Genomic DNA, 21949 nt, shown 5'->3' on the forward strand with positions numbered 1-21949 from the left:
GATGCACACCTGACGTTCGATGATCGCGGCATCGAGTGGGTGAAGGGCAGCCCAGTCGTCCGCGAGCGATCCAAGTGAGAACACACCCGCCAGCCGTACCGGGGCGGCGGGATCTGCGAGTTGCGCCGCGGCGGTCGCGAAGCGGGCCCGGAGGTCGCGGATCGTTTCCCGGAGATGGACCTGCTCCCGTGCAGCAAGCAGTTCCTCCATCCGGGCGCGTTCGGCATCCGACGTCGCGGTTCGTGAGGTTGTCAGTTCATCGAGTCGAGCTAGCTCATATTTTTCGGTCTGCCTGCGGTCGATCTCTGCATCGTCTCGTCTGTCGCGTTCGACCTCGACGTTGTGCCTGCGTTCGAGATGGCCGTTGAGGAAGGCGAGCCCGGCGCTGAACAGAACGGCCGCCCCTCCAAGCCCGGCGACTGTGCCCGGCTGGGGTGACGCGAGCGCGATCCAGAGAACGAGTCCGACTGCGGCCGCAATCGCGGCGATGACCACAACGGCAGAACACTTCGCTCCTGCCAGGCGAGGGCGGCGGTCGGGACCGGTCGGTTCGAGACTCATCTATCCATCATGCCCAGATCGCGAGCGCGGTTGCCCCCAACTGTGGATCGGACGGTGTCCTCATGTGGATGTCCGAGAGTTCCCAGGCCGCTCCGCTCGGTCTCAGGCACCCACAATCGGGTCCGAATCCACAACCGGGGACAACCGCCGGCCGCGCACCTGGGGTGCGCGGAATCGGAACTCGCGGCGCTCGTCCTGAGCGTCTTTTGTGGTGACCCGCTGCGCAGGCTCCGCGAGCCACCAGCGGTGCCCCAGGCGGAGCAAGCTAATATTTACCTACGGTAAATGAGGGCCATTCCTGGACAGGTCCCGAAATGGCTGTCACACTGGCGTGCGAGTCCCCAGGTAAGGGGTCGCTGCGCTGGGCCGAAAGTGCGGTGGTGACCAGGACGAAGGGCGGGTGGTGAGATGAGCGATCGCAGCGAGGAGAAGAAGGCGGGGAGTGCTGCGAAAAACATCGCTCGGTCCCTGCGTCGTCGGCGGTTGCCGAACGTCGATGGTGGCCGTCCGTTCGCGCATCAGGTGATGGCGTCGGCCGAGGAGGAGGAGGCGATTCAGGCGCGGGCCCGAGTGCTCGGTGTGACTGTTCCGCGGCTGCTGCTCGAGTCTGCGTTGACGCCGACGCCGGAGGGATCGGTCACCGGTCTTCCGCCGGCGGACAAGCTGGCGATCACCGACCGGATGTACGGGCTGTCGGTGTCGGTGCGGCAGGTCGGACGCAACATCAACCAGATCGCGAAGGCGACGAATGCGACGGGGTCGGTGGACTCGGATCTGGCGTCGGAGCTGTCGAATGCGTTGACGGCGTTGCAGGCGACGTTGGTTCGGATTGACGCGGCGATGTTGGACGTCTCGCGGTGATGTCGAACATCTCCCGCGGCTCGAAAGCGGCGGGGCTGATGGCCTACTTGCAGGGGCCGGGCAAGGCGAACGAGCACACCGATCCGCATCTGGTGGCGGGGCATTCGAGCGTGGTCGACCCTGCGATGGTCGGGGAGCGGTTGGACCGGCAGTGGGCGTTGTCGGTGGCGCACCAGATGGACATGCCGCGTCGCCAGTTCGGGACGACGGTGATGTGGGCCGACACCGAGAAGGTGAAGGCTCGTATGGCCGAGGGCGCAACGAAACTCGACGCACGGGCTGCGGAGAAGTTCGACGCTCACGTGTGGCATTGCTCGCTCTCGCTCAAGGCGGAGGAGGGGCAGCTTTCGGACGAGAAGTGGGCGGCGATCGCGGCCGACTTCATGAAAGAGATGGGGTTCGACAACCCGGACGATCCGCGGCCGTCCGCGCGGTGGGTCGCGGTGCGGCACGGGCTTTCGGCCGAAGGCAACGACCACATTCACATTGCGGCGTCGTTGGTCCGCGAGGACGGAACGAAGGTCGACACCTACCGCGATCGGCCACGCTCGCAGGAGGCGTGCAACGTCCTCGAACGTCGGTACGGACTCGAAGTGCTCTCGTCGCGGGAGGAGCAGCGCGGTAGCCGTGGAGTCTCCCCGGCGGAGCTCGAGACAGCGAAGAAGGCAGGCCTGCCGGAGCCGGTACGGCGAACGATCGAGCGGCGCGTGCGGGCGGCGGCGACGGCGTCGAAAACCGAAGCGGAGTTCGTGCGCCGACTACGCGGGGACAACCTGTTGGTGCGCCCCCGATACGCGACCGGAACGTCATCGGGTCAGGTGATCGGCTATTCCGTAGCGGCGACGCCGAGCAAGGGCGATCGAGCCGCGGGCGTCAAGCCGGTGTGGTTCGGCGGCGGACGGTTGGCCAAGGACCTGACGCTGCCGCGTCTGCGCGACGAGTGGGACACCTCGCCCGCGGCAACGACGGCGGCCGAGCAGGAATGGACCGCGTCGCGGCGTGGGGGCGCGGTCACGGTGACCGGTGGCCGCGAACGTGCGCGCATCGACCCGGAGTTGATGACGCGGGCCGCCCGCGATGTCGAGACGTGGAACAGGTATCTGTCGTCGATCCCGGTCGACGATCACGCGCAATGGGCTCGGGCAGCGGGCCGCACTGCCGGTGTCTTCGCGGCATGGTCGACGCGGGTGGAAGCAACCCCGGGGCCGTTGGCGGCGGCGTCGGCGGCGTTGGCGCGGTCGGCGGAGATCCCCGCGCACTTGCGCGCACCGGTGGTCGACAAGCGGGCCAGTGCCGGCGGTGTCGCACTGATCTTGATGCAGACCCAGATCCGCAGTTCCGGTGCGAGCCAAGTGCTGTTGCTGCGTCAGCTCATGCGGACGGTCGACGCGTTCGCGGACGCGCACAGTGCGGCAGGGGATCTGGCTCGCTCACAGGCGCTGGTGGCTGTGCGAACCGGTGAACTCGAAGCACTGCATTCGACTCTGACGGCGCGGCACGGTGCACCGGAGACGGTCATGGCCGGCGCGCCCGCGGCCCCGGCGCGGTCCAGTGTCGACCGTGCCGCCCCGGTGGGCCGGACACTGCCCGAAGCAGAGCCGCAAAGCCGCGAGGAACACCCGGCGGAAGTGTCCGAGGCTCTGCGTATCTCGCGCCTTGCCGCCGGCCAACGGCGGCCGGACGATCGGACGCCGGTCACCGAAGTCGACGAATCTGCAATGGACGACGAGACACGCAACGCCTACCGGCTCGGGAAGGCCGGAACGGCCGGCCTCCCGGCGCACAGGAAGCGAGACGAGTCGGACAAGACCAGTCCCAAGGCATCGCGCGGGTCCGACATCGGGCGAGACGATTCAGGCTTGGAACGCTGACCGGACGTGGCCGGCGCAGTGGTGGTGCGCTGCACCCCGCCCACGTGTGCGGCGAGCGGGGTGCAGCGGCTCAGAGCGATTCGTCGGGGCGATGCCGCTTCATGGCCTGCGCACGCAGCTCGGCGGCGTACCGGCGACGCTGTCGCCACCGCCAGGCCCCGGCAATCAGAGCAGCGACAGCGACCAACCCCATATAGATCTCAAGCCCCAAGACCCAGCGGTCGACGATCCGTTCCAGTTCGTCCATCGTCACCGGGCCGTGGCTCTCGTACCACCAACCCAGTCCCCGTGGAATGTACGACGACAGCCACAGGCCGAGACCCCAGCCGATCAGGAGAACCGCCGCGCCCACTGCCCAGGGCGCGAAGAAATACTTCGGCGGCGGGGTGCCGAGCTGTCGGGCTGTGCTGCGTGCTTCTAGATGCTCGCGGGTGCGGACCCACCCCCATACGGTCCACAGCACCACGGCCGACCCGCAGGCAACAACCATGATGACCACGTACCCGGTGGCATAGCGTGGGTCGGGTCCGGTGATCGAGCCCGCCACGATAGTCATGACGACGCCGACCATCACCGCCAGGAGCGGGACCCCGGCTCCCAACGCTGCATAGACAGAAGCCGAATTGTTGTCCTTTCGACGCCGCCAGTGTTTCAGCAGCGCCGCCCCGAGTACCGCAACGATCACGGCGTAGACCCCTACAGCCAGAACCATCATGATCTGGTCTCACCCACCCTTTTCGATCGAATCGAACGCTGTGTACGCATCACCGTGCCCCGCCGACAGAGGTGTCGACGGGGCACGGGTGCGCTGATTATCGGCTACTGCGGTCCTGACTGACGTCTCTGCCTTTCGAGCGATCGCCCTTGCTGGCTTTCGGTCCGCTCCCGGTGCCGGAATCGAAGTCGATGGCGGTGGCGGGTTTGGCGTTGCTGATGTCGGCGAGACGGTGAGCGTTGACGGCTTCCTCGTCGACGCCGGCCGCGAGGAGTTCTGCCGCCTCCTTGTCGCGTCGTTCGGCGCTGTCGTATGCGGGCGTGCCGGGTTCGGCTGCAGCCGACACAGCTGCGCCCGACTTTTCGGGGACCGGGGCATCGGGGCGGGCCGGTTCGTCCGCCAGTTGCGCATCGAAGGGGCGTCCGACTGCGTTCCACGACTCGATCAGCTCTTCCCGGGCGCTCAGGTAGGCGGGGCGATCGGTGGACTGTTCTGCTTGGACGTACTTGGCTGCCAGTGCCGGCGCGTGATCGTTCGCCCACTCCTGGGCGTGGTGAACGTCGAACCGTAACCGCAGATGTTGCTCACCGGTCTCCTTGGTCTTTCCGGTGCCTTGGGTGAACCGTTCGTAGTCCCATGGGATCCTGTGGCGCGCCCACTCGGCCACGGTGTCCATGTCGGTGGAGGTCACCGGCGGCGGCGGGCCGAGCACGGTGCGGGTGGCGGCGTCGTCCAGGCGCGGGTAGTCCGATGTCGTCTGCTCCGCCCACGCCTTGAACAGCTCATCGCGCTGGTCGTCCGAGGGCATCTCGTGCACAAGGTCCGGCTGATGCTGTGCGGCCCATTCGGTGGCCACGTGATCGAGATACTTCTCGAACGGAGCACCGCCGGTCTCGGCGGCGGGGGAGGCGTCGCCGTAGAGGCGGTGTTCGGCCTCGCGGGGGTGGGCGGTGGAGAACCACTGCCATGCGGCGGCCACCTGTTCGCGGTCCATCTCCGCGGCCGGGTCCATCAGTGTGGTGATGGCGGATTCGCGGCCGACCGAAGCGGCGGCCTTCTGCGCTGCGGCAGGGGAGCGGCGGGCACCGTCGATGTCGGTGAGCATCGCCCCGAGGGAAGCGCGGGCGTCGTCACCGAGCGCGTCGACGTCGACGCCGAACCGTTCGCGGATCTGCTCGGCCGCGCGATCGGTGGCCACGCTTTCGCTGATGTGATGCAGATCGGCCAGGCGAGCCGGTGGGGCGCTGTCGAGGTACTTGTCATCCCACACGCGCATCAGCAACGGTCGCTCGTGATCGACGTCGGGCAGACCTGCCACGTCGGTGCAGTAGTACTCGGGAACCGGTACACCGTCGGGGCCGTCGACCATGTGCACCGCCCATTTGGACGGGTCACGGCGCACGAGCTCGTCGGTGATCTGCTCGTCGAACCCCTCACCGGTGCGCAGGTACTGGGCCTCGACGAAGCCGGGCCCGCGTGGTTCTTCCTCGAGGACGCTGAACCCGTCCTTGGTGTACTGCTTGCCGGCGTCCTCGCGGGCGCGGTGGCGTTCGATGTCGCGTTGGACGGCCAGGCTGACCACGGCCATGTCCAGGTTCTCGCGGTCACGGGTGATGACGTAGTGGGCCTGGAGTTGTTCGTCGATGACATCGGCGGTGTCGGCGGCGATCGGAGAGCGGTCCTTCCACGTGTGCGCCAACCGGACCTGTTCGCTGATCTGCTCGGGCGTCGCAGAGGCCCACCAGCGTTCCCGGTGCACCGCCCGCAGTGTTGTCTCGGCGGATTGCTGTTCGGCGCGCAGTCGGCTCTCCAGGGCGTGGCGTTGCCGTTCGCTGCCCGCGGCTGCCTCGCGGAGGCGTTGCTCGCGCCGGCGGGCGAGCTGTTCGCTGACCTGCAATGCGACCTGCAACATCGTGCGCAGGACTGCGCCGCTCTCGCGGCCGATGTCGCTGTGTTCGGTGCTCATCTTGTTACCTCGATTTCAGTAGGTGGGGTGTCGTCGTCGGTCAGGACGTCGAGTGCGGCGGCTTTGGCGATCAGGACCGCCCAGGCGACGATCGCGTCTTCTGCAGGCTGGTCCGCGCTCATGCGTCGGTCACCGGCGACTGCTCGACCTCTTCGCCGAGCAGCTCGGCCGGGATCGGGTCGGAGGGAATCGGGGGGAGGGGCCGGTGACCGTTTTTCACCGAGCAGTCCTGGAAGGTGCCGTTGGGGTCGAACAGCACGTTCATGTGGTGGTCGGCGTGGTCTTTCTTCCACACCGACATCCCGGTCCCCGGGTCGACGCGCAGCTTCTCCCACGATCGCCACAACGCGTCGACGACAACGACTGCCTCACTGTGCTTCCACCACATCAGGCACCATTTCTTCTGGCCACCGTTGACGACGTCGCGGCGGTACACGTCACTGAGGTACTGATCGAAGAAGTCGAATCCGTTCCGGTAGAACGGCTTCGCGGGATCGCGCACAGCAGCTTCGGCGGCTGCAGCCGTAGCCTCGGCGGCGCGGACGTCGAGGAGCAGCTGCGCATCCAGGGCACGCAGGGTGGCGTCGTACATCTGCTGCACCAGCTCCGGGGTCATCCGAGCGTCGTACAGCTCGGCAACGATCCGGTCGGCTTCCTTGCGAAGCCTGCGGTTCACCGCCCCGTCGATGACCTGCTGAGGCATCTCCATCGGCACGTCGGGCTGCCGCGTTCCAGTAGCGTCGAGATCGACCGGCTCGGGCTCGCCGTCGTCGTCGATATCGAATTCGGTGCTACCGAATTCGTCGTCGGGTGGGGGTTCGTCGGTGAGGTCGTCGGGTGGGGGTTCGTCGGCGGCGCTCATGCACTCTGCTCCAGGCTCACACCTCTGGGCAGGCGGGTGACCGGTTTGGGCAGTACCGACGTCGGGTCGTCGGGGTCCGGGTCGTCGTCGAGGGCGGCGACAGTGGGGTCCTCACCGGCGCGTTCCTTCGCGGCCGCGACCTCTTCGGCGTAGGGCCCGGTGTACCAGGGCAGTGTTTCCACCAGCGCCGCAGGGCATTTGGAGACTTCGGCGAGCACGGCCCGTCCGGCGGGCATGGCCACCAGGTCCGCTTTGGTCAACGTGCGGATCTGCTGGCGTTGCTGCGACCGGGACTGGCCACCGCGGCCGCTCGAGACGGTCTCGGTCATCTCCCAGTGATCCCCGAGCGCTTCGGAGACGTTGTCGAGGAACCGTCCGTCCTGGGTCGAGCCACCGCCACCGTAGACGCGCACGGTCGATGCGCCCCACAGCTTGCGCATCCCGCCCTGGCCCCAGCACTCCTCGCCCTGCGACCAGGACTGCAAAATGGTCGAGACCAGGATTCCGCGAGATCCGAAGTGGCTGTACAGGTTCGGAAGATCCTTCCAGCGCACGACGTTCGCTGCCTCGTCGAGGGCGTACGTCGCCGGTACTCGCAGTCGGCCGGCGGGAAGCGGCGGGTCGATCGACTTCGGCGTCGCGGTGGCTGCGTCGACGAGTGCGTCGGTGACGGCAACGGTCAACGCGGTCACCAGAGCGCCGCACTCACCGACGCCCTCCATCGAGAGCGAATACAGCGTGGGTGCTTGCTCGGCGGCGAATGCGTCCGGATCGAACTCCGGGCGGGTGTCGTGCTCACCCATGCGGCTGATCCACGGGTGGATTTCGGCGTAGGCGAGGCAGCCGAGCATGTTGGCGGCCGTGGCGAACACACCGCCACGTTGCTTCTCGGGGGCGGTGTACTGCGCTTTGAGCGCGGACGACCACGCCTCGAACCCGTGCTCGTGCAACAGATGCACCGGTTGTTGATTGCTCGTGTCGGTGGCCCAGCTGTAGAGGATCGGCAGCGGGAGCCGGGCGGCGGAGGCGGCGAGGACGAACCCGGTGATCAGCCGTTCGCCCATCGGGTCGAAGAACGGATCACGGCGCGCGTTCTCGCCGGTGGTGGAGGTGGCGAAGATGTTCGCCAACATCGCAGCTTTCGTCTCCTGTGCGGAGTGCTCCATCCGGGAGACGTAGTCGGAGCCGAGCAGCTCCGCGAGGGCGTCCTGTCGGGCGGCTGCGTCGAGGGAGCCGGGGGTGTCGGCCAGCGCGCGGGTGGCGGACGGGCGTGCCGACCGCACCCAGGTCAGGGGATCGTAGTACCAGCTCGGCAGTTCGAGGGCGACTCCTTGCGGGTCGAACACCGACACTGTGCCCTTCTCGGCGCGATAGGCGCGGGTCTCGTCGACGACGTCGCGCTTGTTCGAGGTGGTGAGCACAGCGCCGCGGGCAGCGAGGATCTGCGGAATGATCACGCACGTCGTCTTGCCGACACGAGGTCCCCAGATGTGTGTGCACACGTCTTCCGGGCCGGGGTAGAGGGTGACGCCGAATCTGTTCGGTCCCAGCACCAATCGGCCGAGCGTCCCGCCCGGCACATCACTGTCGGTCAGTGGTGTTCCCAGACGCGCAATCTCGGCGCGCAGGCTCTTCTCGGTCAGCCGAGCCACCTCTCGCGGCCGAGCGAGGTACAGCCCGGCGTCGTCGACGCGGGTCACCCGCAGGCGTCGACGGATCAGCCATGCGGTGCCGGCGACGACGGCAGCGAGGGCGAGGATCCCGAAGAACACCATCAGCACCGTTGCACCGGTCGACCACACCACTTGGCCGGTCGCCAGGGCTTTGACCAGGGAGATGGGGCTACCGGGGATGGATTGGTCGATGCCCGAGAGAGGGCTGCCCAGATGCAGTGCGGCTTCGCTACCGCCGTAGGCAGCGATCGCCAGCGTCGCGGCCGCGCCGAGCATGGCCACGGTGGGGTCGAGTCCTGCGCCCGGTCCTCGTGCTCCTCGTCCAGTGCTCACAGCGGCGTCCTCTCGGTGTGGTGGAAGCTCTCTGCGGAACCGGCGACCAAGTCCGCGTTCAGCCGTCGCGCGTCCGCGAGTTCTTGTCTCAGGCGGGCTATTTCGGCGTTCTGCTCACTCGGCAGTAAGGGGCGCTCATCGGTGACGCCCTGCGCCTGGCGGTACCAGAGCCGAACGGTGTTCGGGTGCAGTCCGAGATGGGAGGCGACGGATTCGATTGCCGCCCAGGGGGACGGTGAGTCGGGAACGCGTTCGGTGACCATGCGGGTGGCGCGTTCTCGCACCTCCGCCGGATACGGCCGGCCCCTCATCGCTGAGCCGCCGTGGTGGCGTGACCGGTCAGGGCCGGTGCGGGGGAGAGCGGGCCGGTGCGGTGCTGAATTGTCATGGGTGCGTTCCTGTCTCGGGCTCACGCCGCGTGGGAGACGTTGTCGAAGCGGGTGTTGGTGTTGTGGTAGTCGAGGCGCTTTTCGGTGGGGGTGAGGACGGTGTTGAACGGGACGCCGGGACTGCGCGCGGTGCCGAAGCGGAGGAGGAAATTGCCGCGGCCGGGCGGGGACATCTCACGGCCGCTGTCGTCGTGCCCGGCCGGGGTCGACCACGAGGCGACCAGGTCCCGGTCCTGGCGGGTGAAGGGCACGATGGAATCGAGCTTGTCCATCTCCGTGGTCGGCAGGCCTCCCACGATGACCGCTCCCGCGCGTTCGATGAAGCCCTTGGCCCGGGATATGTCGACGTCGGAGTCGAGTGCTTCGAGGTCCTTGACGGTGTGGGTGATCATCATCAGCGCCGTCCCCAGGGTGCGGGTCAGGCGGGTGAGCTGGTCCACGCGCAGCACCATCCGCGATCCGCCGGCCAGAACGCGCCACAGCTCGTCCAGGACCACCAGGAAGTGGCGCTGCGGTCTGAGCCCGGCGTCCGCGAGGACGTGAGCGGCCTCGATCGCACCGAAGGCATCGGACCAGCAGGCGAGCATGATCGCAGCTTCGAGCTTGGGGTCGTCGATCCCGATTCCGGAGATGTCGACGCACACCCCGACCGGCGGACGGTCACCTGAGACGTCGATGGGGGTGGTGGTCTGCTGAGAGAACACTTCGCCGAGTTCGCCGTCGAACAGGGCGATCAGCGTCTCGAGGAGCGGTTCGACCTTCTCTGCGTAGCGTTCGGGCTTGCCGAGCGTGAGCGTCTTGCGGTGCAGCTCGGGCGAGCCGGCCTCGATCAGCGCGAACAGGTCCTTGAGCAGCGGAGGGTGTTCGGCGGTGAACCGGGCATCGGCGTCGAGCTCACGCAGGGCGGTGGAGATGACGTTGGTTTCGCTCTGGTTGAGCTCTCCGCCGCGTTCGAGCTCGCACAGCCCCAACACCAGCCGACGTCGACGCTGGAAGACCTGAGCGCGGACCTTGCGCTGGATCTCGGGGAAGTCGTCGAGCAGGGGAATGATGGTGCCCAACGCACCGACGGCGAGGGGGTTGAGGTGGCCTTCGCCGTGTCCGAGGCGGATCACCTTGCCGCCGTGGGCCTCGATCAATTTGGCTTGGTCGGGTTTGAGGTCTGCCGGGATGATCGGGATCTGGCCCTGGGCGATCGCGCCGCCGACGATGATCCGGCCCACCGTCGACTTCCCGAGGGAGGGCAGGCCGAGCAGGAACACCGAGGGGGTGTTCTGCAGACGAGCGCGGTAGACCGCGGAAATGGGGTCGTAGCAGACACTTTGGCCGGTGTCGGGGTCCACGCCGAGGGGTGTGCCGATCTGCGGGTGCCCGGTGCCGACGTAGTGCGGCCACATTCCGCAGGCCTGATCGGTCGTCGCGCGAAAGGTCGGCGGGTGGTCGACCACACCCATCCGGCCACCGCCGCGGCCGCTGAACCCACGTGCCCGCAACGGGGCGGCCTTGCGCCACCGGTACTCGACGCGGTCGGTGCGGGAGGGGTCACGGGCCAGACGTGCAGCCCTGACTTCGGCCTTCTCCGCTGCTGCTCGTGCGCGGGCGTCGGCGCGGCGACGCTCGCGGGCAACCCGCATCGGGTCGGTGACCGCACGAGTCGAGGTTGCTTGGCGCGGCTCGCTCGCTCTCGTGAGATCGGCAATCTTCCTACGCAGCATGAACCTTCCACCGATACCGGCCATCACAGTGGCCCGTTCTCGGTAGCGCGGCGGTGCCGCAGGGCACGGGCAATGAACCCGTCACCGGCCGCGACGTCGACAAGGTCGGCTTTGTCCGTCGTCGAGAACACCGGAGGATCGAGGCGAGTCGTCGTACCGTTGACGGTCACGGTGAGGTCGATCAGGCCCTCTCTGTGGCCGAGGGGAATCGTTTTACCGCCGTGTGCCTCGACGAACTCGGGATGGCCGGGTGTGTGTTCGTTGTTCATCGACATTCTCCTAGGTGAGGTGGGCGTTCAGGCGCGCAGCGTTTTGGGGATGGTGGCGTGATCGGGCAGCAGTACACCGATGCCGAGGCCTGCGAGGAACGCCGCGGCTTGGTGGCGGTAGGCCGGTCGCAGGTTCAGGCGCGCTCCTGCGGCGAGGGCTTTCATGTCCGGTTCGAGGGCGTCGAGGTCGTCTTCGTCGAGGCAGGTGGCCGTGACGACCATCGACAGCCGCACCAGGCCGTGGCCACGTGCTTCGGCTCGCCGGGCTGCTTGGGTCGCTTCGATTTCGATCTCGGCTTCGGCGGCGACGATGCCGCGTGCTGTATTGACCTTGGCGACAGCGGATTTGAAGTCGCCCTCGACGGTCTTGGTGGCGTCGCCGGGGCTGTAGGGGCGATAGATCAAGGTGATGCGTTTACGCGGAACCGAGGCGTTCGGGGAGAGCAGACCGACCAGGACCCGTTCGGTGGGGAATCCGGACGGCGGGGTGCGCATCACCCACACCCGCGATGCGCCGGCGTCGTGGAGGTAGGTGTCCTTTGTTTCTTCGGCGGTGATCGGACCCGCGTCGGCCCAGTCGCAGACGTAATCGCCACGGGCGAGGGCGGATTCGATGTCGGCTTCCTGCTCGGGTGCGTAGGCGCGGCGTACGACGGCGGAGATCTCGTGGTCGGTCATCGGTAGCGCGGTGACATTGCAGTGCGCGAGCTGCTGATAGAACACCGGCAACTGGTTGCCGATGACGGCCGCAGCCATCATCGGATCCTTACGCTGAGCGGGGCTGGTGGAATCGAAAGTGATCGAGATCCGCGAGTGCACGCGCTGGCCGTCGTTGTCGGCCGCGGCGAGGCGTTCGGCCATGATCGCCAACGCTTCGGCCGGCGCGTCCGGATCGCAGATGGCCGAGATGTTCGCCCGCACCCGTTCCCCGGTCTCGGGCAGGGTTTCGACGGTGACGGTCATCGCGGCGACGTTGCCGATCTGTCCCAGTGCGGCAAGGAAATTCGCCCACGATCCGACGAACGAGTCGATCAATTCCTGATCGTTGCCCGCAGCGCCGCCGACCCGGCACCTCAGCACCACCGTGTACTGGTGGGTGTCGAGCATCCGGACCATGCCGAATCGGTTACCGAACTTGTCGAGCGCCCACCACAGTTCCATCGCCGTTCCGATCCCGGGCAGGCGGGCGCGGCCACCGGACTGGTTCGACAACGGGCCCGCACGGTAGATGTGTTGGGCCTTACGGCGCTGTCGGCCCCACTGGCGGCCGAGCAGCAGCGCCTCGTATGCCGACTTACCGGCGACGTTGACCGTCAGCGGCATCCACAACAGCAACCCGATACCACCGACGACCAGCGCCGGAAGAACCGAGACGAGGAACATGATCGCCAACGTCACGATCACGACAACCCCGAGTACCCCGAATGCGACCGGGGTCAGTCCGAACGCGTAGACGCGGCGTTCGTTGAACCACCCGGCGTAGGTGCGGATCGTGCGTTCCTCGCTCTGACTACTCATCGGTTTCTCACTCCTGCTCTGTGGATGCTTGTGCGTGGGCGCGGCATTGGCTGTCGAGTGCCGCTCTCATTCGTGCTCGAGCTAAAACGGCCGGGCGGGTATGACCTGGAATCGGTGTCGTCGGCGTGCGGGTGGGTCATCCGGATCGCCCTCCCGAGCCGTGGCCGTCGCGGTGGCCGTCTCCCGAGGCAGCGCCGGTTGCGCTCTCGACGGCTTGGACGCCCTTTCCGATGACGGCGGTGGCTTGCTTGGCACCGGCGGCGGCTGCGCCGACCGGGCCTGCTGCCGCTGCTGCGCCGCCCGCAGCTCCGCCTGCAGCCGAGGCACCGGAGGCCGACGCTCCCGATGCACCGGCGGCCCCGGCCGAACCCGAGGCACCACCGCGGCCGGCTGCCCCGCCCCCACCGGAGGGCGGGGTGGCCTGGGCCCCGGTGGGGGCGTCGCCGCTGCGGCCACCGGTTGCCGGCGTCGTGCTGCTGCCGCCTCCGCCCGATCCGGACGAGGACGCCGCTTTCATGGCGACACCGGCTGCCGCGCCGGTACCGACCCCGATCGCGGCCAGCGCGGAGGCACCCGATGCGCCGCCGGAGGCGGCGACGGCGGGCATGATCAGGCGGAGCAGGACCGGCAGGCACAGGCACGAGAGGGCGAGCAGCGCCATTCCGCACAACCTGCTCATCGCGTCGTCACTGCCGGCCGACCACAGTGCCAGGGCGTAGACGCAGGCCGAGAACAGTGGGAAGAGCACCGTGGCGATCGCGAAACCGATCATCTTCTTGTAGGCCTGATCACCCGGGACGGTGCCGGATCCGGCGGCCGCGGTGGGAAGGAAGCCGGTCACGCAGATCAGCAGGGCGTATTGGATGACGACGAACAGTGCTTGCACCAGTGCGCCGAGGATCCCCAGGAGCCCGAAGATGAACATCAGTCCGGCCGAGAGGTCGGCCGAGACGTTCGAGACGTCGGTGAGGTTTTTCAGGACGCCGGAGATGTTGCCGCCGGCGGCGTCGTCGACGATCCAGCGGCCCATGGCCACCGATCCGGCGTGCATGGCCACCAGGGCGGGCGCGAACGTTGCGGACGCAAAGACCGTGCGGGTGAGCATCTTCGCCGATTCGGTCGCGCGTTCGTTGCGGGCGGAGGCGGTCGCGAACGCCAGGCGCACCATCGACACCGCGATCGAGACCGCGACGAGGGAGGCGTTGATCCAGTACAGGTAGGCGTGGAATGCACCGACCGATTCCGGGTTCGCCAGATCAGGGAGCGGGATGTTCAGCCACCAGGTGAACATGAGGTTGATCGCCTGCCCGAAGCCTTCGAGGAACGCTTCGGCGGCCTCACCGACGGCTCCAGCGGCCACCCAGGAGGTGGCTGCCCCGGCTGCCCCGGAGGGGTCCATCGCGACGGTGGCCGCCTTGCAGGCAGGACCGGTGATGAAACCGGGCAGGAGGTCGATCGAGTCGGTGAAGGTGTCACAGGCGTCGAAGAATCCGGGATCTTCCTGCTCCGCGGGAACGGCGGCCGGGTCGGCCGGCGGGTCCTCAGGCTGTGCGAGGGCGCTCGGGGCACCGAGGAGGAGCACCGCGGCCGCGATGACCAGTACCGCGGTGACCCACCGCGCGAGGGTGCGGGCGGCGGTGGTCACCATCGGGTCCACCCCACCAGTGAGGAGATCTCGGGCAGAACTGGTTTGGTATCGGTTGCCGTGATCTTCCAGTCCCCGTCGGCCCACGTGGTGCTCTGCTGGAACAGTGCCCACTGGTTGTTACCGCGGGGCGTTGCGTATTGGATGACCGCAAAATCGCCTGAGTAGGAGGTGATTCGGAACGCTTCCGGGAAGAACATCAGCTTGTTGGTCGTGAAGTTCGGATCGTCCGATGCGGCGAGTTTGGCCAGCATCGTGTCGATGACACCGGGCGGGCCGACGGCGTGGTTGCGGTACCCCTCTCGGGTGTCGTCGCCGCTACGCAGCATCCGCGCCATGATCTGCCAGCCGGCCAGGGCCGCGCCCTGCGGGGTACGGGAGTAGCCGGTGGCGTAGCGGCCGTCGATGCGGGTCGGGCCGTCCGAGGTCGAGAACGGCGCTGCGGTCGATCCGATCGTCTGCCACTTGACACCCAGCGGCGCGGGGACCGGGGTGTTCTTGTCGAAGGGTGGCCGTTCGCCCGGGTCGGACTGCGGCAGGATCTGGCCCTGCGGGTCGAGGGGGACGGCGATCTCGCGGCCGAAGGGGTCCGCGATCGAGACCCCGAATCCGCTACCACCGGGTGCAGCCCCTGTCGTCGACGGGGCCGGCGGCGCAGTGGTCACCGGTGCCGCCGGGGCAGCGGTGCCGTCGTGGTCGTCGCGGCCGGTGACGAACATGACCACCACCAGTGCGATCACCGCCAGAACCACCGTCAGCGAGAACAGGCCGGTGGTCCGCGAGGTAACGAGCCACCGCGCTTTCGGATGCTCGTCGAGCCAGTTCGGCTGCTCGGGTGACGGGGATTCCTTCATGGCGCACAGGGCCTTTCGTAAGAGTGATCGATCAGGACGCGGAGAATGCGGTGAACCCGTCGAGCGAGGGCAGCTCGGCCGGGTCGGTGGCGGCCGGGGCAGCGATATCGCTGCCGTCGGTGCCCGCTTCGGGGTCGGGGAGCAGGAGCTTCCAGTCGTCGCTGCGCCAGAGGACGGTCGCGGGAACCGAGGTCAGCTGCCCGCCCGGCATGGTGGTCGCGAGGTCGACGACAGCTGTGTCGTCGGTGTAGTCACGGACCCGGAAACCGGCGAACTCTGCGGTCGTGGCCGGGTCGGCGGCGGTGGTGATCGACGCCCCTGCGCGTGCGGTGGCGTAGGCATCCCGTCCTTCACCCGGTGCGACCAGTGTCGAGGTGACCCGCGGCCAGCTCGAATCGGGGGCCAGGGCGAGTCGGGTCTGGGCCTGGATCGCGGCCAGCACCGCGCCCTGAGGGGTGTGGCTGTATCCGGTCGGTGCCGCCGAGCCGGTGTTGCTGGTGGGTCCGTCGACACTGCTGTAGGGCACCGACACCCCCTGGTACGGAGTCCAGGTCACCGATTCCGGGACGGCGGCGACATCGACGACTGGCGTGTCGCCGCTGCCGTCGTCCGGATCGGCACTGTCGGAGCCGCACCCGGCGATGGTGAGTGCGAGGGCGGCGGTGAGCCCGATGAGTGCCCGGCGCACGGTGTTGTGCTGCATGGTGTTTCTCCTCGAAGTGGGTGTGGGGGTCACAGGACCAGGCGTGCCCAGCCGCCGCTGGTGCCGACGATCACGGCGGCGATCGCGACGATGGCGACACGCTTTTCGCCTTCGCCGAGTTGGCCGTGCCGGTGGTAGGCGATCGCGAGATACACCCCGGCGAGAACGCCGGCGATGGCCAGTGCCCCGGTGACGAACCAGAAGAAGTACCGGCCGATCTGCTCGAGCTGAGCAGTTGCTTCCGGCGGTGGGGTGCGGGGTTCGTCGCCGGTGGGGATGGCCGCGAGCAGCGACGCCGAGGCGTAGGCGGCCGCGGAGGACAGAGTCATCGTCATGGTGTCGGTCCCGGTCCGGTCAGTACATCAGTTGATTGACCAGAAGCGTTGCGGTGCCGGAGAAGACGGATCCGACGGCGACGGCCGCAAGCGCCATCTGTTGGCCGCGTGAGTTCGTCCCGTCCTGGTAGCCGATGGCGAATTTGACGCCGGCGAACACGCCGATGCAGGCCAGAGTGCCGGTTGCGACCCACAGGGCGATGTTCATCAGGCTCTGGTATTTCTCCTCTCCCGGAGGTGCTTCGACGCCGGAGGGGCCGACCTGGGCCAGGACATCGGTGTGCGGCTGCAGGTCGGCCGCTGCGGCGAGGTCGGCGGCGGCGGTGAGGGTGGTGAGCAACATGATCGGTTCCTTCGGGTGAGAGGGGATGAGGCTCGGATTCGGTCGAATCCGAACCGGACTGGGGTGGTCAGGTGGGCGGTGGCCCGGTATCGAGGGCGGCCGCGGCGGCGGCGAGCAACCCGGGGTGCAGCACGTCGCGGATCGGGGCCACCGGTGTGCGGGTGGTGTCGGCGCGGGTCCGCTTGTCCTGCGGGAGGGTGCTGCGCGGCCCCCAGGAGGGCAGGTCGGCGGGGAGCATGTGCCGCCAGGGTTCGATCCACCCGAGCCGCCACGCGGCCGGGGCGAGGGATTCGACGCGGTCGAGCTCGCGCTTGAGGTCACTGCTCAGCGCCCGGTCGGTGTCCGCGACGGTGATCAGACCCAACAGCTGGACTCGAGCCGGGATCTCGCGGTTGTAGTGCTGCATCAGCAGCCGGTGCGCGGCGGTGAGCCCGGACAGGTGTGTGCGGGCCACGATGGCCACCAGCGGCGAGTCTGCGTGGCCACCGGAGGGCCAGCGGCGCTGGGCGTTGCCGGCCCAGTCGAGCGAGGCGGTCAGGGACGACACTGCCGCGCCGCCGTGTGCGCCGAGCAGCCACACCAGCGGATGCTCCGCGCACAGCGGTGTCCGCGGGACCGCGACGGGCCACACATCGGCGCGGGGGGCCGGGGAATCGCCGGACTGCCAGTGGGCGGCGCTCATCGCACGCTCACCCCGCTCACGGCCCAACCGCCCTGCCCGGTGCGGGTGAGCGTGGTGTAGACCGCCATCGTCGGCAGCTGCGAGACGGAGTCACCGGCCGCGTCGCGCACGGTCTGGGTCACCGTCACCACTCGGGAAACGGTGGTGTCGGTGTCGGCGGGGTGGTCGTCGCTGCCGATCGCCGTCTCGGCGCTCACCGTGGACCGTTCTGCCTTCCACTGCTCCCAGGTGTCGCCGGTGACCGGCGCGAGGGCGGAGTAGGAGACACCGAGGCGTGAGATGTAGGCGGGGTCGAGAAGAGTTGCAGCGGAGTCGATGTCGACTCCCTTCTGATTCTGGGTGGCCGGATGGTACGAGAACAGGACGGACACCGCCGTGGTCATCACCGCGTCCGGGTCGCACAGGTCGACGCCGGTGGCCGCGTCCACACCGGCGGTGCACGAGGGTGCGGGAGCGCTGGTCGGTGCGGGAGGGGTGTCGGTTGTCGAAGTTCCACAACCGGCGAGCACAGCAACACCGATCGCGAATACGACCGCCGCTGCCCCCGTGCGGCGGCGGGTGGTGAGGGCGCGTGTCATCCGAATCTCCTGACGTACATCGTTTCTCCTGAAAAGTCGGACAGTGGTTGGATCTTGACGACATCGCCGGATTGCGGGGCGTTGAGGAGCATCTCGGTGCCGTTGTCGACGCCGTAGAAGATCCCGACGTGGTGGGTGTTGCCGCCGGATCCGAAATAGATCAGATCGCCGGGCTGCTTCTGATCGAGCGGAATGTCCTGTCCGCGTGCGTCGTAGAGCTGGCCGGGGTTGGAGGTGTCGCCGGTGTAGTGCGGCAGGCTGATCGCACCGCCCGAGGCCTGGAACACCGCATACAGGGTCAGGCCGGAGCAGTCGAAGCCAACTTTTCCGGTGTCGCCGTTCGCATCTGCTGCGCCTCCCCCGTCACTGATGCCGTTGGTGGGGCCGTCGGTGTTGCCGCCGCCCCATGCGTAGGGGGTGCCGAGCCAGCGCATCGCCGCGGCGATGACGTTCTGCCCGAACGGGCCACCGGGTGTGAAGGTCGGGCCGTTCGGATTCGACACCGACGGCGCGCATCCGGCACCGGAACCACCGTCTGCGACCTGGACCGCGGTCGAGGCCGCGGACGTGCCCGCATCGGCAAGGATCGCCTTGTCGGCGGCCGACAACTCGCTCCCCGCACCTTTGAACTGTTCGTAGAGGGTGCGGGCGAGTGTTTCGTCATCGGCGTAGGCCTCGGGATGGGCAGAGCCCTGCACGGTCTGTGCCGCGACCGTGACCGGCATCGACTCCCACCCGGGCACGGCGAGGAGATGCTGATAGAACAACCGGTTCGCTGTCACCGAGTTCATCAGGGTTGCGGTATCGCCCCAGATGGTGACCTGCTGCTGAAATTGGTTGACCGACAGGTGATCCGAGCCCTCCCCGTCGTGGGGATAGTCGAAGGAGTCCGGGACGTTCGTATTTGCGAGCATCCGAAATGTCGATTCCTGGGATTCGGTCGCGAGGGCGACGATGATGCCCTGTGCGGGTATCCCCATCGCTTCGCCGATCGCGACCGTCTCCTTGGCTATCGCGAGCTGGCGTTCGTTCAGGCCCGCCGTGCCGCCGCCGTCGGTGGCTCCGACCTGACCGGAGGCCTCCGCGCTGCCCGGTACCACGCAGTCCGAGCCGGACGAGACGAACAGCACCACCACCGAGATCACGACAGCGAGAAACACCGCTGCGACGCCGGCGACGATCTTCGTCGCTGCGTCGGTGCTTCCGCTGCTATCGGACATGAGGGGCTGGTTCCTTACTCGGTGGTGGTGTGTCTGGCCGTGGTGAGAGTGCGATCAGCTCGGGGCGGTCCTGCCGTAACACGGCGCTCCCCACAGACCGGCACCGGCATGTTGCGCATTCGCCTGTGCGGCAGTGATGTTCGCTGCTTCGGTCAGTCGTTGATCGCCGAAAATGTAGGCGCGGGCCATTCCGGCGTCGGCGGCGACGACGCTGTAGTTGCTCCCGTCCGGGAGCTCGACGTAGCGCAGCAGGCGGTCGTAGCGGTCGTAATCGGAAACCAGAGCCGGGTCACCGGTGAGGGTGACATCGGCATGATCGAGCAACTGGTGAGCCCAAGTGCTCGCTTCCGGCCCCCAGCACCCCACCGGTGCGTCGGGGTCGACGGTTTCGGGAGTGTCGATACCGAGGATCCGCACGCGCACCGGATCGCCGCCGGTGGCCAGCCGAACATCGACGGTGTCACCGTCGACGACCCGCTCCACCACGCCCGAGGTGGAGGCGGGCATCGCGGCGGCAACCGGGCCGAGCACGGTCTCGGGAACACACCCCGACACGAGCGCGGCCAGCGCTAGAGCCGCCCATGGTGCGGCGGCCATCGAACGCCGCTGCCGACGAACGGGATTCGCGGTGGCGTTCACGAGGGCTGCACCCCGGACGCGGCGAAAACGCAGGTGGTCCAGACCGCCCACATCACCGCCAGGGCGCTGATCAGACGGACCGCGGTGCGCGTGGCGGTGACACTCCACCGACGACCACGGGCGTAGTCGAGGCACACGGTGATAACGCTTCCGATCGTCAGCGCAAAGTTGATGACGATGACCACCCACCACCCCTGCTCGAGGACATCGGTGGTCGCCGCGACCCGATCGTCTGCCACGGTCGAGTCCGGCAGTGCCCACTCTGCGATCGGAACCGACCAGGCCAGCCACCACGTCACAGCAGTCATTGCCAGGGCTACCAGTGCACGGGCGCGGTCGTGGGAGGTGAACCCCGAGTGCGGAACCGCGAAGGTGGACATGGCGGTCACTCCCCGCTGCCCGCGGTGGTGGTCATCGGGGCGGTGGTCAGAGGGGCGAGGGTCGGCAACGTCCGGGAGGTGGCGCTGCCCGAGGCCTGCGGAAGGACCGGGGAGGTACGCGGGGTAGCGGTCGCCGTGGTCGGCAGTGTCGAGCTGCCCGGCGTCGACGAGGCGGTCGCGCTGTCACCGGATGCGAGGGCGGATGCGAGGCGGGAGAACCATTCGACGGTGAACTTCGCCGGCGTCTCACCGTTGTCGGTGACCGGAACCTGGTCGTAGGTGCCGTGCAGGCGGACGGTGTCCCAGTAGCGGACGTCGGTGGCCAGCGTCAACAGGCCCTGGTTCTCCTCGATTCCCTGGGTGATCTCGTGGTAGATCTTGCGCTGCACCGACGAGATGGTGGCCGGCGGGAACAGGTCGACGATCGCGGCACCGACCTTGGCTCCGAGCGATGCGAGAGCGACCGGCGGGTTGGACAGGCCCACGGTGGCCAGTTCGGTGATCGTGGCGGGCGTGAGGACCTTCTTCGCGACGGTCACCGCCGCACCCAGGCCCATCACACCGGCCTTGACGACGGCGCGGATGATCTTCGCGTCGGCATCGGGTGTGTCCGAGGCGGGAGCGGAGTTCTCTGCCAACCGGCCCAGGACGGTCTTGCCGCCGCTCGCGACGGTGAACTTTCCGTTCTTGAAGTCGACATCGTTGGTGACCACGTCGGCGGCGGTGCGCAGCGAGGCTCCGCCGACTGCGCCGGCGAGGTCGATGAGGGTCTGCTGCGGGTCCTGCTCCTGCAGGTGCAACTGCCCGGCGATGTTGGTGACCGTCGATGCGATGGTCGACTTGGCGGGCATCGAGCACGCGAGATCTCCGGGGGTGCAGAACTGGGCGACCCGGCCCGAGAGCTGCCCGAACGAGGCGGTACTGCTCGAGGATCCGGGTTGCGTGGTGGAGCTGCCGGTCGATCCGGACGCCGATGCGACGCCGATGGTGGGGGCGATGCCGCCGCCGTCTGCGGCCGCCGCAGTGACCGTCAGGCCGTCGAGGTCATCGGCGGGAACCCCGGGAGGCGGGGTCGGCTGGTTCGGGGTCTTCGAGCCAGGGAATACCGGCGATGAGGCGGGGCGGGTCGGGTCGGAGAACAGCGCGACCGCGGCGACGTCCTTCGCGGGGATCGGACCCTTCCCGGATCCGATGAGGCGGGCGATCTCGGAGGCGACCTGTGCCCCTTGTGAGTAGCCGGCCAGGGCGACCGGTGATCCGGGGCAGCGGGCGGCGTAGTCGGAGAGGAACTTCGATCCGGACTCCAGGCCGTCCGAGATCGACTGTGTGTAGGGGAGATTGGTGCTGTCGCCGGGTTTGCCACCGAAGCTCGCAGCGTAGGGGATCAGCGTGCGGCCGATCTCGTCGGCGCGGTCGGCGGCGGTGCGCAGGGGGATGGTGATCGCTGTGCCGAGGAATCCGGTATCGAGGTCGGTCTCGGCGGCATCACCCGATTCGCCGGTGCCCTGCCAACCGAAGACGTGCAGAACATCGCAGCTCCCCGAATCCGGTTGTGCTGGTTCGGCATGGGCGACTCCGGCGGCGGCGATCGTCACCGAGAGGGCGGCCGCGGTCGCGGTGATCGCCAGTCGGGTGCGGGCCCGTCTCTGGGGTGGGGCTGTGGTGGTCATCGGGTTCTCCGTCCGTCGGTGAGCGTGAAATCTTCTGTGGTGTGGGCTGTTCGGTAGTCGCTGAACAGCATTCGATGGATGCGTTCGGTCTCGCTGTGCCCCACTGCGGCGGGCTCGTGCTGCGCTGGGGGTTGCACGGCGGGTGACGGGCGAGGTGATGGCTGCTC

At 68.1% G+C, this 21949-nt stretch carries 21 protein-coding genes and 2 pseudogenes; 2 read left to right on the plus strand and 21 right to left on the minus strand.

What is annotated here, in order from left to right:
* A pseudogene (locus ACNEOT_RS24905) lies at positions 1-561 on the minus strand (hypothetical protein); the annotation flags it as partial.
* A gap of 408 nt (positions 562-969) precedes the next feature.
* Here ACNEOT_RS24905 and mobC point away from each other — a divergent pair.
* Both mobC and ACNEOT_RS24915 read left to right on the plus strand, forming a co-directional pair.
* Positions 970-1422, plus strand: a complete 453-nt coding sequence (gene mobC / locus ACNEOT_RS24910) for a plasmid mobilization relaxosome protein MobC (RefSeq protein ID WP_415977419.1) — start codon at positions 970-972, stop codon at positions 1420-1422.
* Positions 1422-3293: a relaxase/mobilization nuclease domain-containing protein gene (locus ACNEOT_RS24915; RefSeq protein WP_415977420.1), complete on the plus strand. Its 1872-nt coding sequence runs from the start codon at positions 1422-1424 to the stop codon at positions 3291-3293. The genes mobC and ACNEOT_RS24915 overlap by 1 nt, the downstream gene beginning before the upstream one ends.
* A 70-nt stretch (positions 3294-3363) precedes the next feature.
* Here ACNEOT_RS24915 and ACNEOT_RS24920 read toward each other — a convergent pair whose 3' ends face one another.
* The 20 genes and pseudogenes from ACNEOT_RS24920 to ACNEOT_RS25015 all read right to left on the minus strand — a co-directional run bounded on the left by ACNEOT_RS24920 (position 3364) and on the right by ACNEOT_RS25015 (position 21782).
* Positions 3364-4008 (minus strand): hypothetical protein, encoded by a 645-nt coding sequence (locus ACNEOT_RS24920; RefSeq protein ID WP_415977421.1) that lies wholly within the window; start codon positions 4006-4008, stop codon positions 3364-3366.
* 97 nt (positions 4009-4105) lie between these two features.
* Complete coding sequence (locus tag ACNEOT_RS24925; protein ID WP_415977422.1) at positions 4106-5974, minus strand: hypothetical protein; 1869 nt, start codon at positions 5972-5974, stop codon at positions 4106-4108.
* Complete coding sequence (locus ACNEOT_RS24930) at positions 5971-6096, minus strand: hypothetical protein (protein WP_415977423.1); 126 nt, start codon at positions 6094-6096, stop codon at positions 5971-5973. The genes ACNEOT_RS24925 and ACNEOT_RS24930 overlap by 4 nt, the downstream gene beginning before the upstream one ends.
* A complete protein-coding gene (locus ACNEOT_RS24935; protein ID WP_415977425.1) occupies positions 6093-6836 on the minus strand; it encodes a DUF4913 domain-containing protein in 744 nt (247 codons plus the stop codon). The genes ACNEOT_RS24930 and ACNEOT_RS24935 overlap by 4 nt, the downstream gene beginning before the upstream one ends.
* Positions 6833-8842 (minus strand): type IV secretory system conjugative DNA transfer family protein, encoded by a 2010-nt coding sequence (locus ACNEOT_RS24940; RefSeq protein ID WP_415977427.1) that lies wholly within the window; start codon positions 8840-8842, stop codon positions 6833-6835. Before ACNEOT_RS24940 ends, ACNEOT_RS24935 begins: the two co-directional genes overlap by 4 nt.
* A complete protein-coding gene (locus ACNEOT_RS24945) occupies positions 8839-9153 on the minus strand; it encodes a transposase (RefSeq protein ID WP_415977428.1) in 315 nt (104 codons plus the stop codon). The genes ACNEOT_RS24940 and ACNEOT_RS24945 overlap by 4 nt, the downstream gene beginning before the upstream one ends.
* Before the next feature lie 98 nt (positions 9154-9251).
* Positions 9252-10946 carry a hypothetical protein gene (locus tag ACNEOT_RS24950; protein ID WP_415977429.1) on the minus strand — a complete coding sequence of 565 codons (1695 nt, stop codon included), beginning with the start codon at positions 10944-10946 and terminating at the stop codon, positions 9252-9254.
* Positions 10947-10969: 23 nt separating this feature from the next.
* Positions 10970-11215 (minus strand): hypothetical protein, encoded by a 246-nt coding sequence (locus ACNEOT_RS24955; protein ID WP_415977430.1) that lies wholly within the window; start codon positions 11213-11215, stop codon positions 10970-10972.
* Between the two features lie 27 nt (positions 11216-11242).
* A complete protein-coding gene (locus ACNEOT_RS24960; RefSeq protein WP_415977431.1) occupies positions 11243-12733 on the minus strand; it encodes an SCO6880 family protein in 1491 nt (496 codons plus the stop codon).
* Between the two features lie 136 nt (positions 12734-12869).
* Complete coding sequence (locus ACNEOT_RS24965; RefSeq protein WP_415977432.1) at positions 12870-14381, minus strand: hypothetical protein; 1512 nt, start codon at positions 14379-14381, stop codon at positions 12870-12872.
* Complete coding sequence (locus ACNEOT_RS24970; RefSeq protein ID WP_415977433.1) at positions 14375-15232, minus strand: hypothetical protein; 858 nt, start codon at positions 15230-15232, stop codon at positions 14375-14377. The genes ACNEOT_RS24965 and ACNEOT_RS24970 overlap by 7 nt, the downstream gene beginning before the upstream one ends.
* 31 nt (positions 15233-15263) lie before the next feature.
* Positions 15264-15935: a hypothetical protein gene (locus ACNEOT_RS24975; RefSeq protein WP_415977434.1), complete on the minus strand. Its 672-nt coding sequence runs from the start codon at positions 15933-15935 to the stop codon at positions 15264-15266.
* Positions 15936-15964: 29 nt separating this feature from the next.
* Positions 15965-16270: a hypothetical protein gene (locus ACNEOT_RS24980; RefSeq protein WP_415977435.1), complete on the minus strand. Its 306-nt coding sequence runs from the start codon at positions 16268-16270 to the stop codon at positions 15965-15967.
* A 19-nt stretch (positions 16271-16289) separates the two neighbouring features.
* On the minus strand, positions 16290-16613 hold the full coding sequence (locus ACNEOT_RS24985; protein ID WP_415977436.1) for a hypothetical protein: 324 nt from the start codon (positions 16611-16613) through the stop codon (positions 16290-16292).
* Positions 16614-16680: 67 nt separating this feature from the next.
* Positions 16681-17295 (minus strand): hypothetical protein, encoded by a 615-nt coding sequence (locus ACNEOT_RS24990; protein WP_415977437.1) that lies wholly within the window; start codon positions 17293-17295, stop codon positions 16681-16683.
* Positions 17292-17873: a hypothetical protein gene (locus ACNEOT_RS24995; protein ID WP_415977439.1), complete on the minus strand. Its 582-nt coding sequence runs from the start codon at positions 17871-17873 to the stop codon at positions 17292-17294. Before ACNEOT_RS24995 ends, ACNEOT_RS24990 begins: the two co-directional genes overlap by 4 nt.
* Positions 17870-18919: pseudogene (locus ACNEOT_RS25000) on the minus strand (C40 family peptidase); the annotation flags it as partial. The gene ACNEOT_RS24995 and the pseudogene ACNEOT_RS25000, both read right to left, overlap by 4 nt.
* 228 nt (positions 18920-19147) lie before the next feature.
* On the minus strand, positions 19148-19732 hold the full coding sequence (locus ACNEOT_RS25005; protein WP_415977441.1) for a thermonuclease family protein: 585 nt from the start codon (positions 19730-19732) through the stop codon (positions 19148-19150).
* Positions 19729-20112 (minus strand): hypothetical protein, encoded by a 384-nt coding sequence (locus ACNEOT_RS25010; RefSeq protein ID WP_415977442.1) that lies wholly within the window; start codon positions 20110-20112, stop codon positions 19729-19731. Before ACNEOT_RS25010 ends, ACNEOT_RS25005 begins: the two co-directional genes overlap by 4 nt.
* Before the next feature lie 5 nt (positions 20113-20117).
* Positions 20118-21782, minus strand: coding sequence for a cutinase family protein (locus ACNEOT_RS25015; protein WP_415977443.1), 1665 nt, complete (start codon positions 21780-21782; stop codon positions 20118-20120).
* Between the last annotated feature and the right edge of the window lie 167 nt (positions 21783-21949).

Origin of the sequence: Rhodococcus sp. 077-4, from assembly GCF_047782425.1 — a bacterium.
GTDB lineage: Bacteria > Actinomycetota > Actinomycetes > Mycobacteriales > Mycobacteriaceae > Rhodococcoides.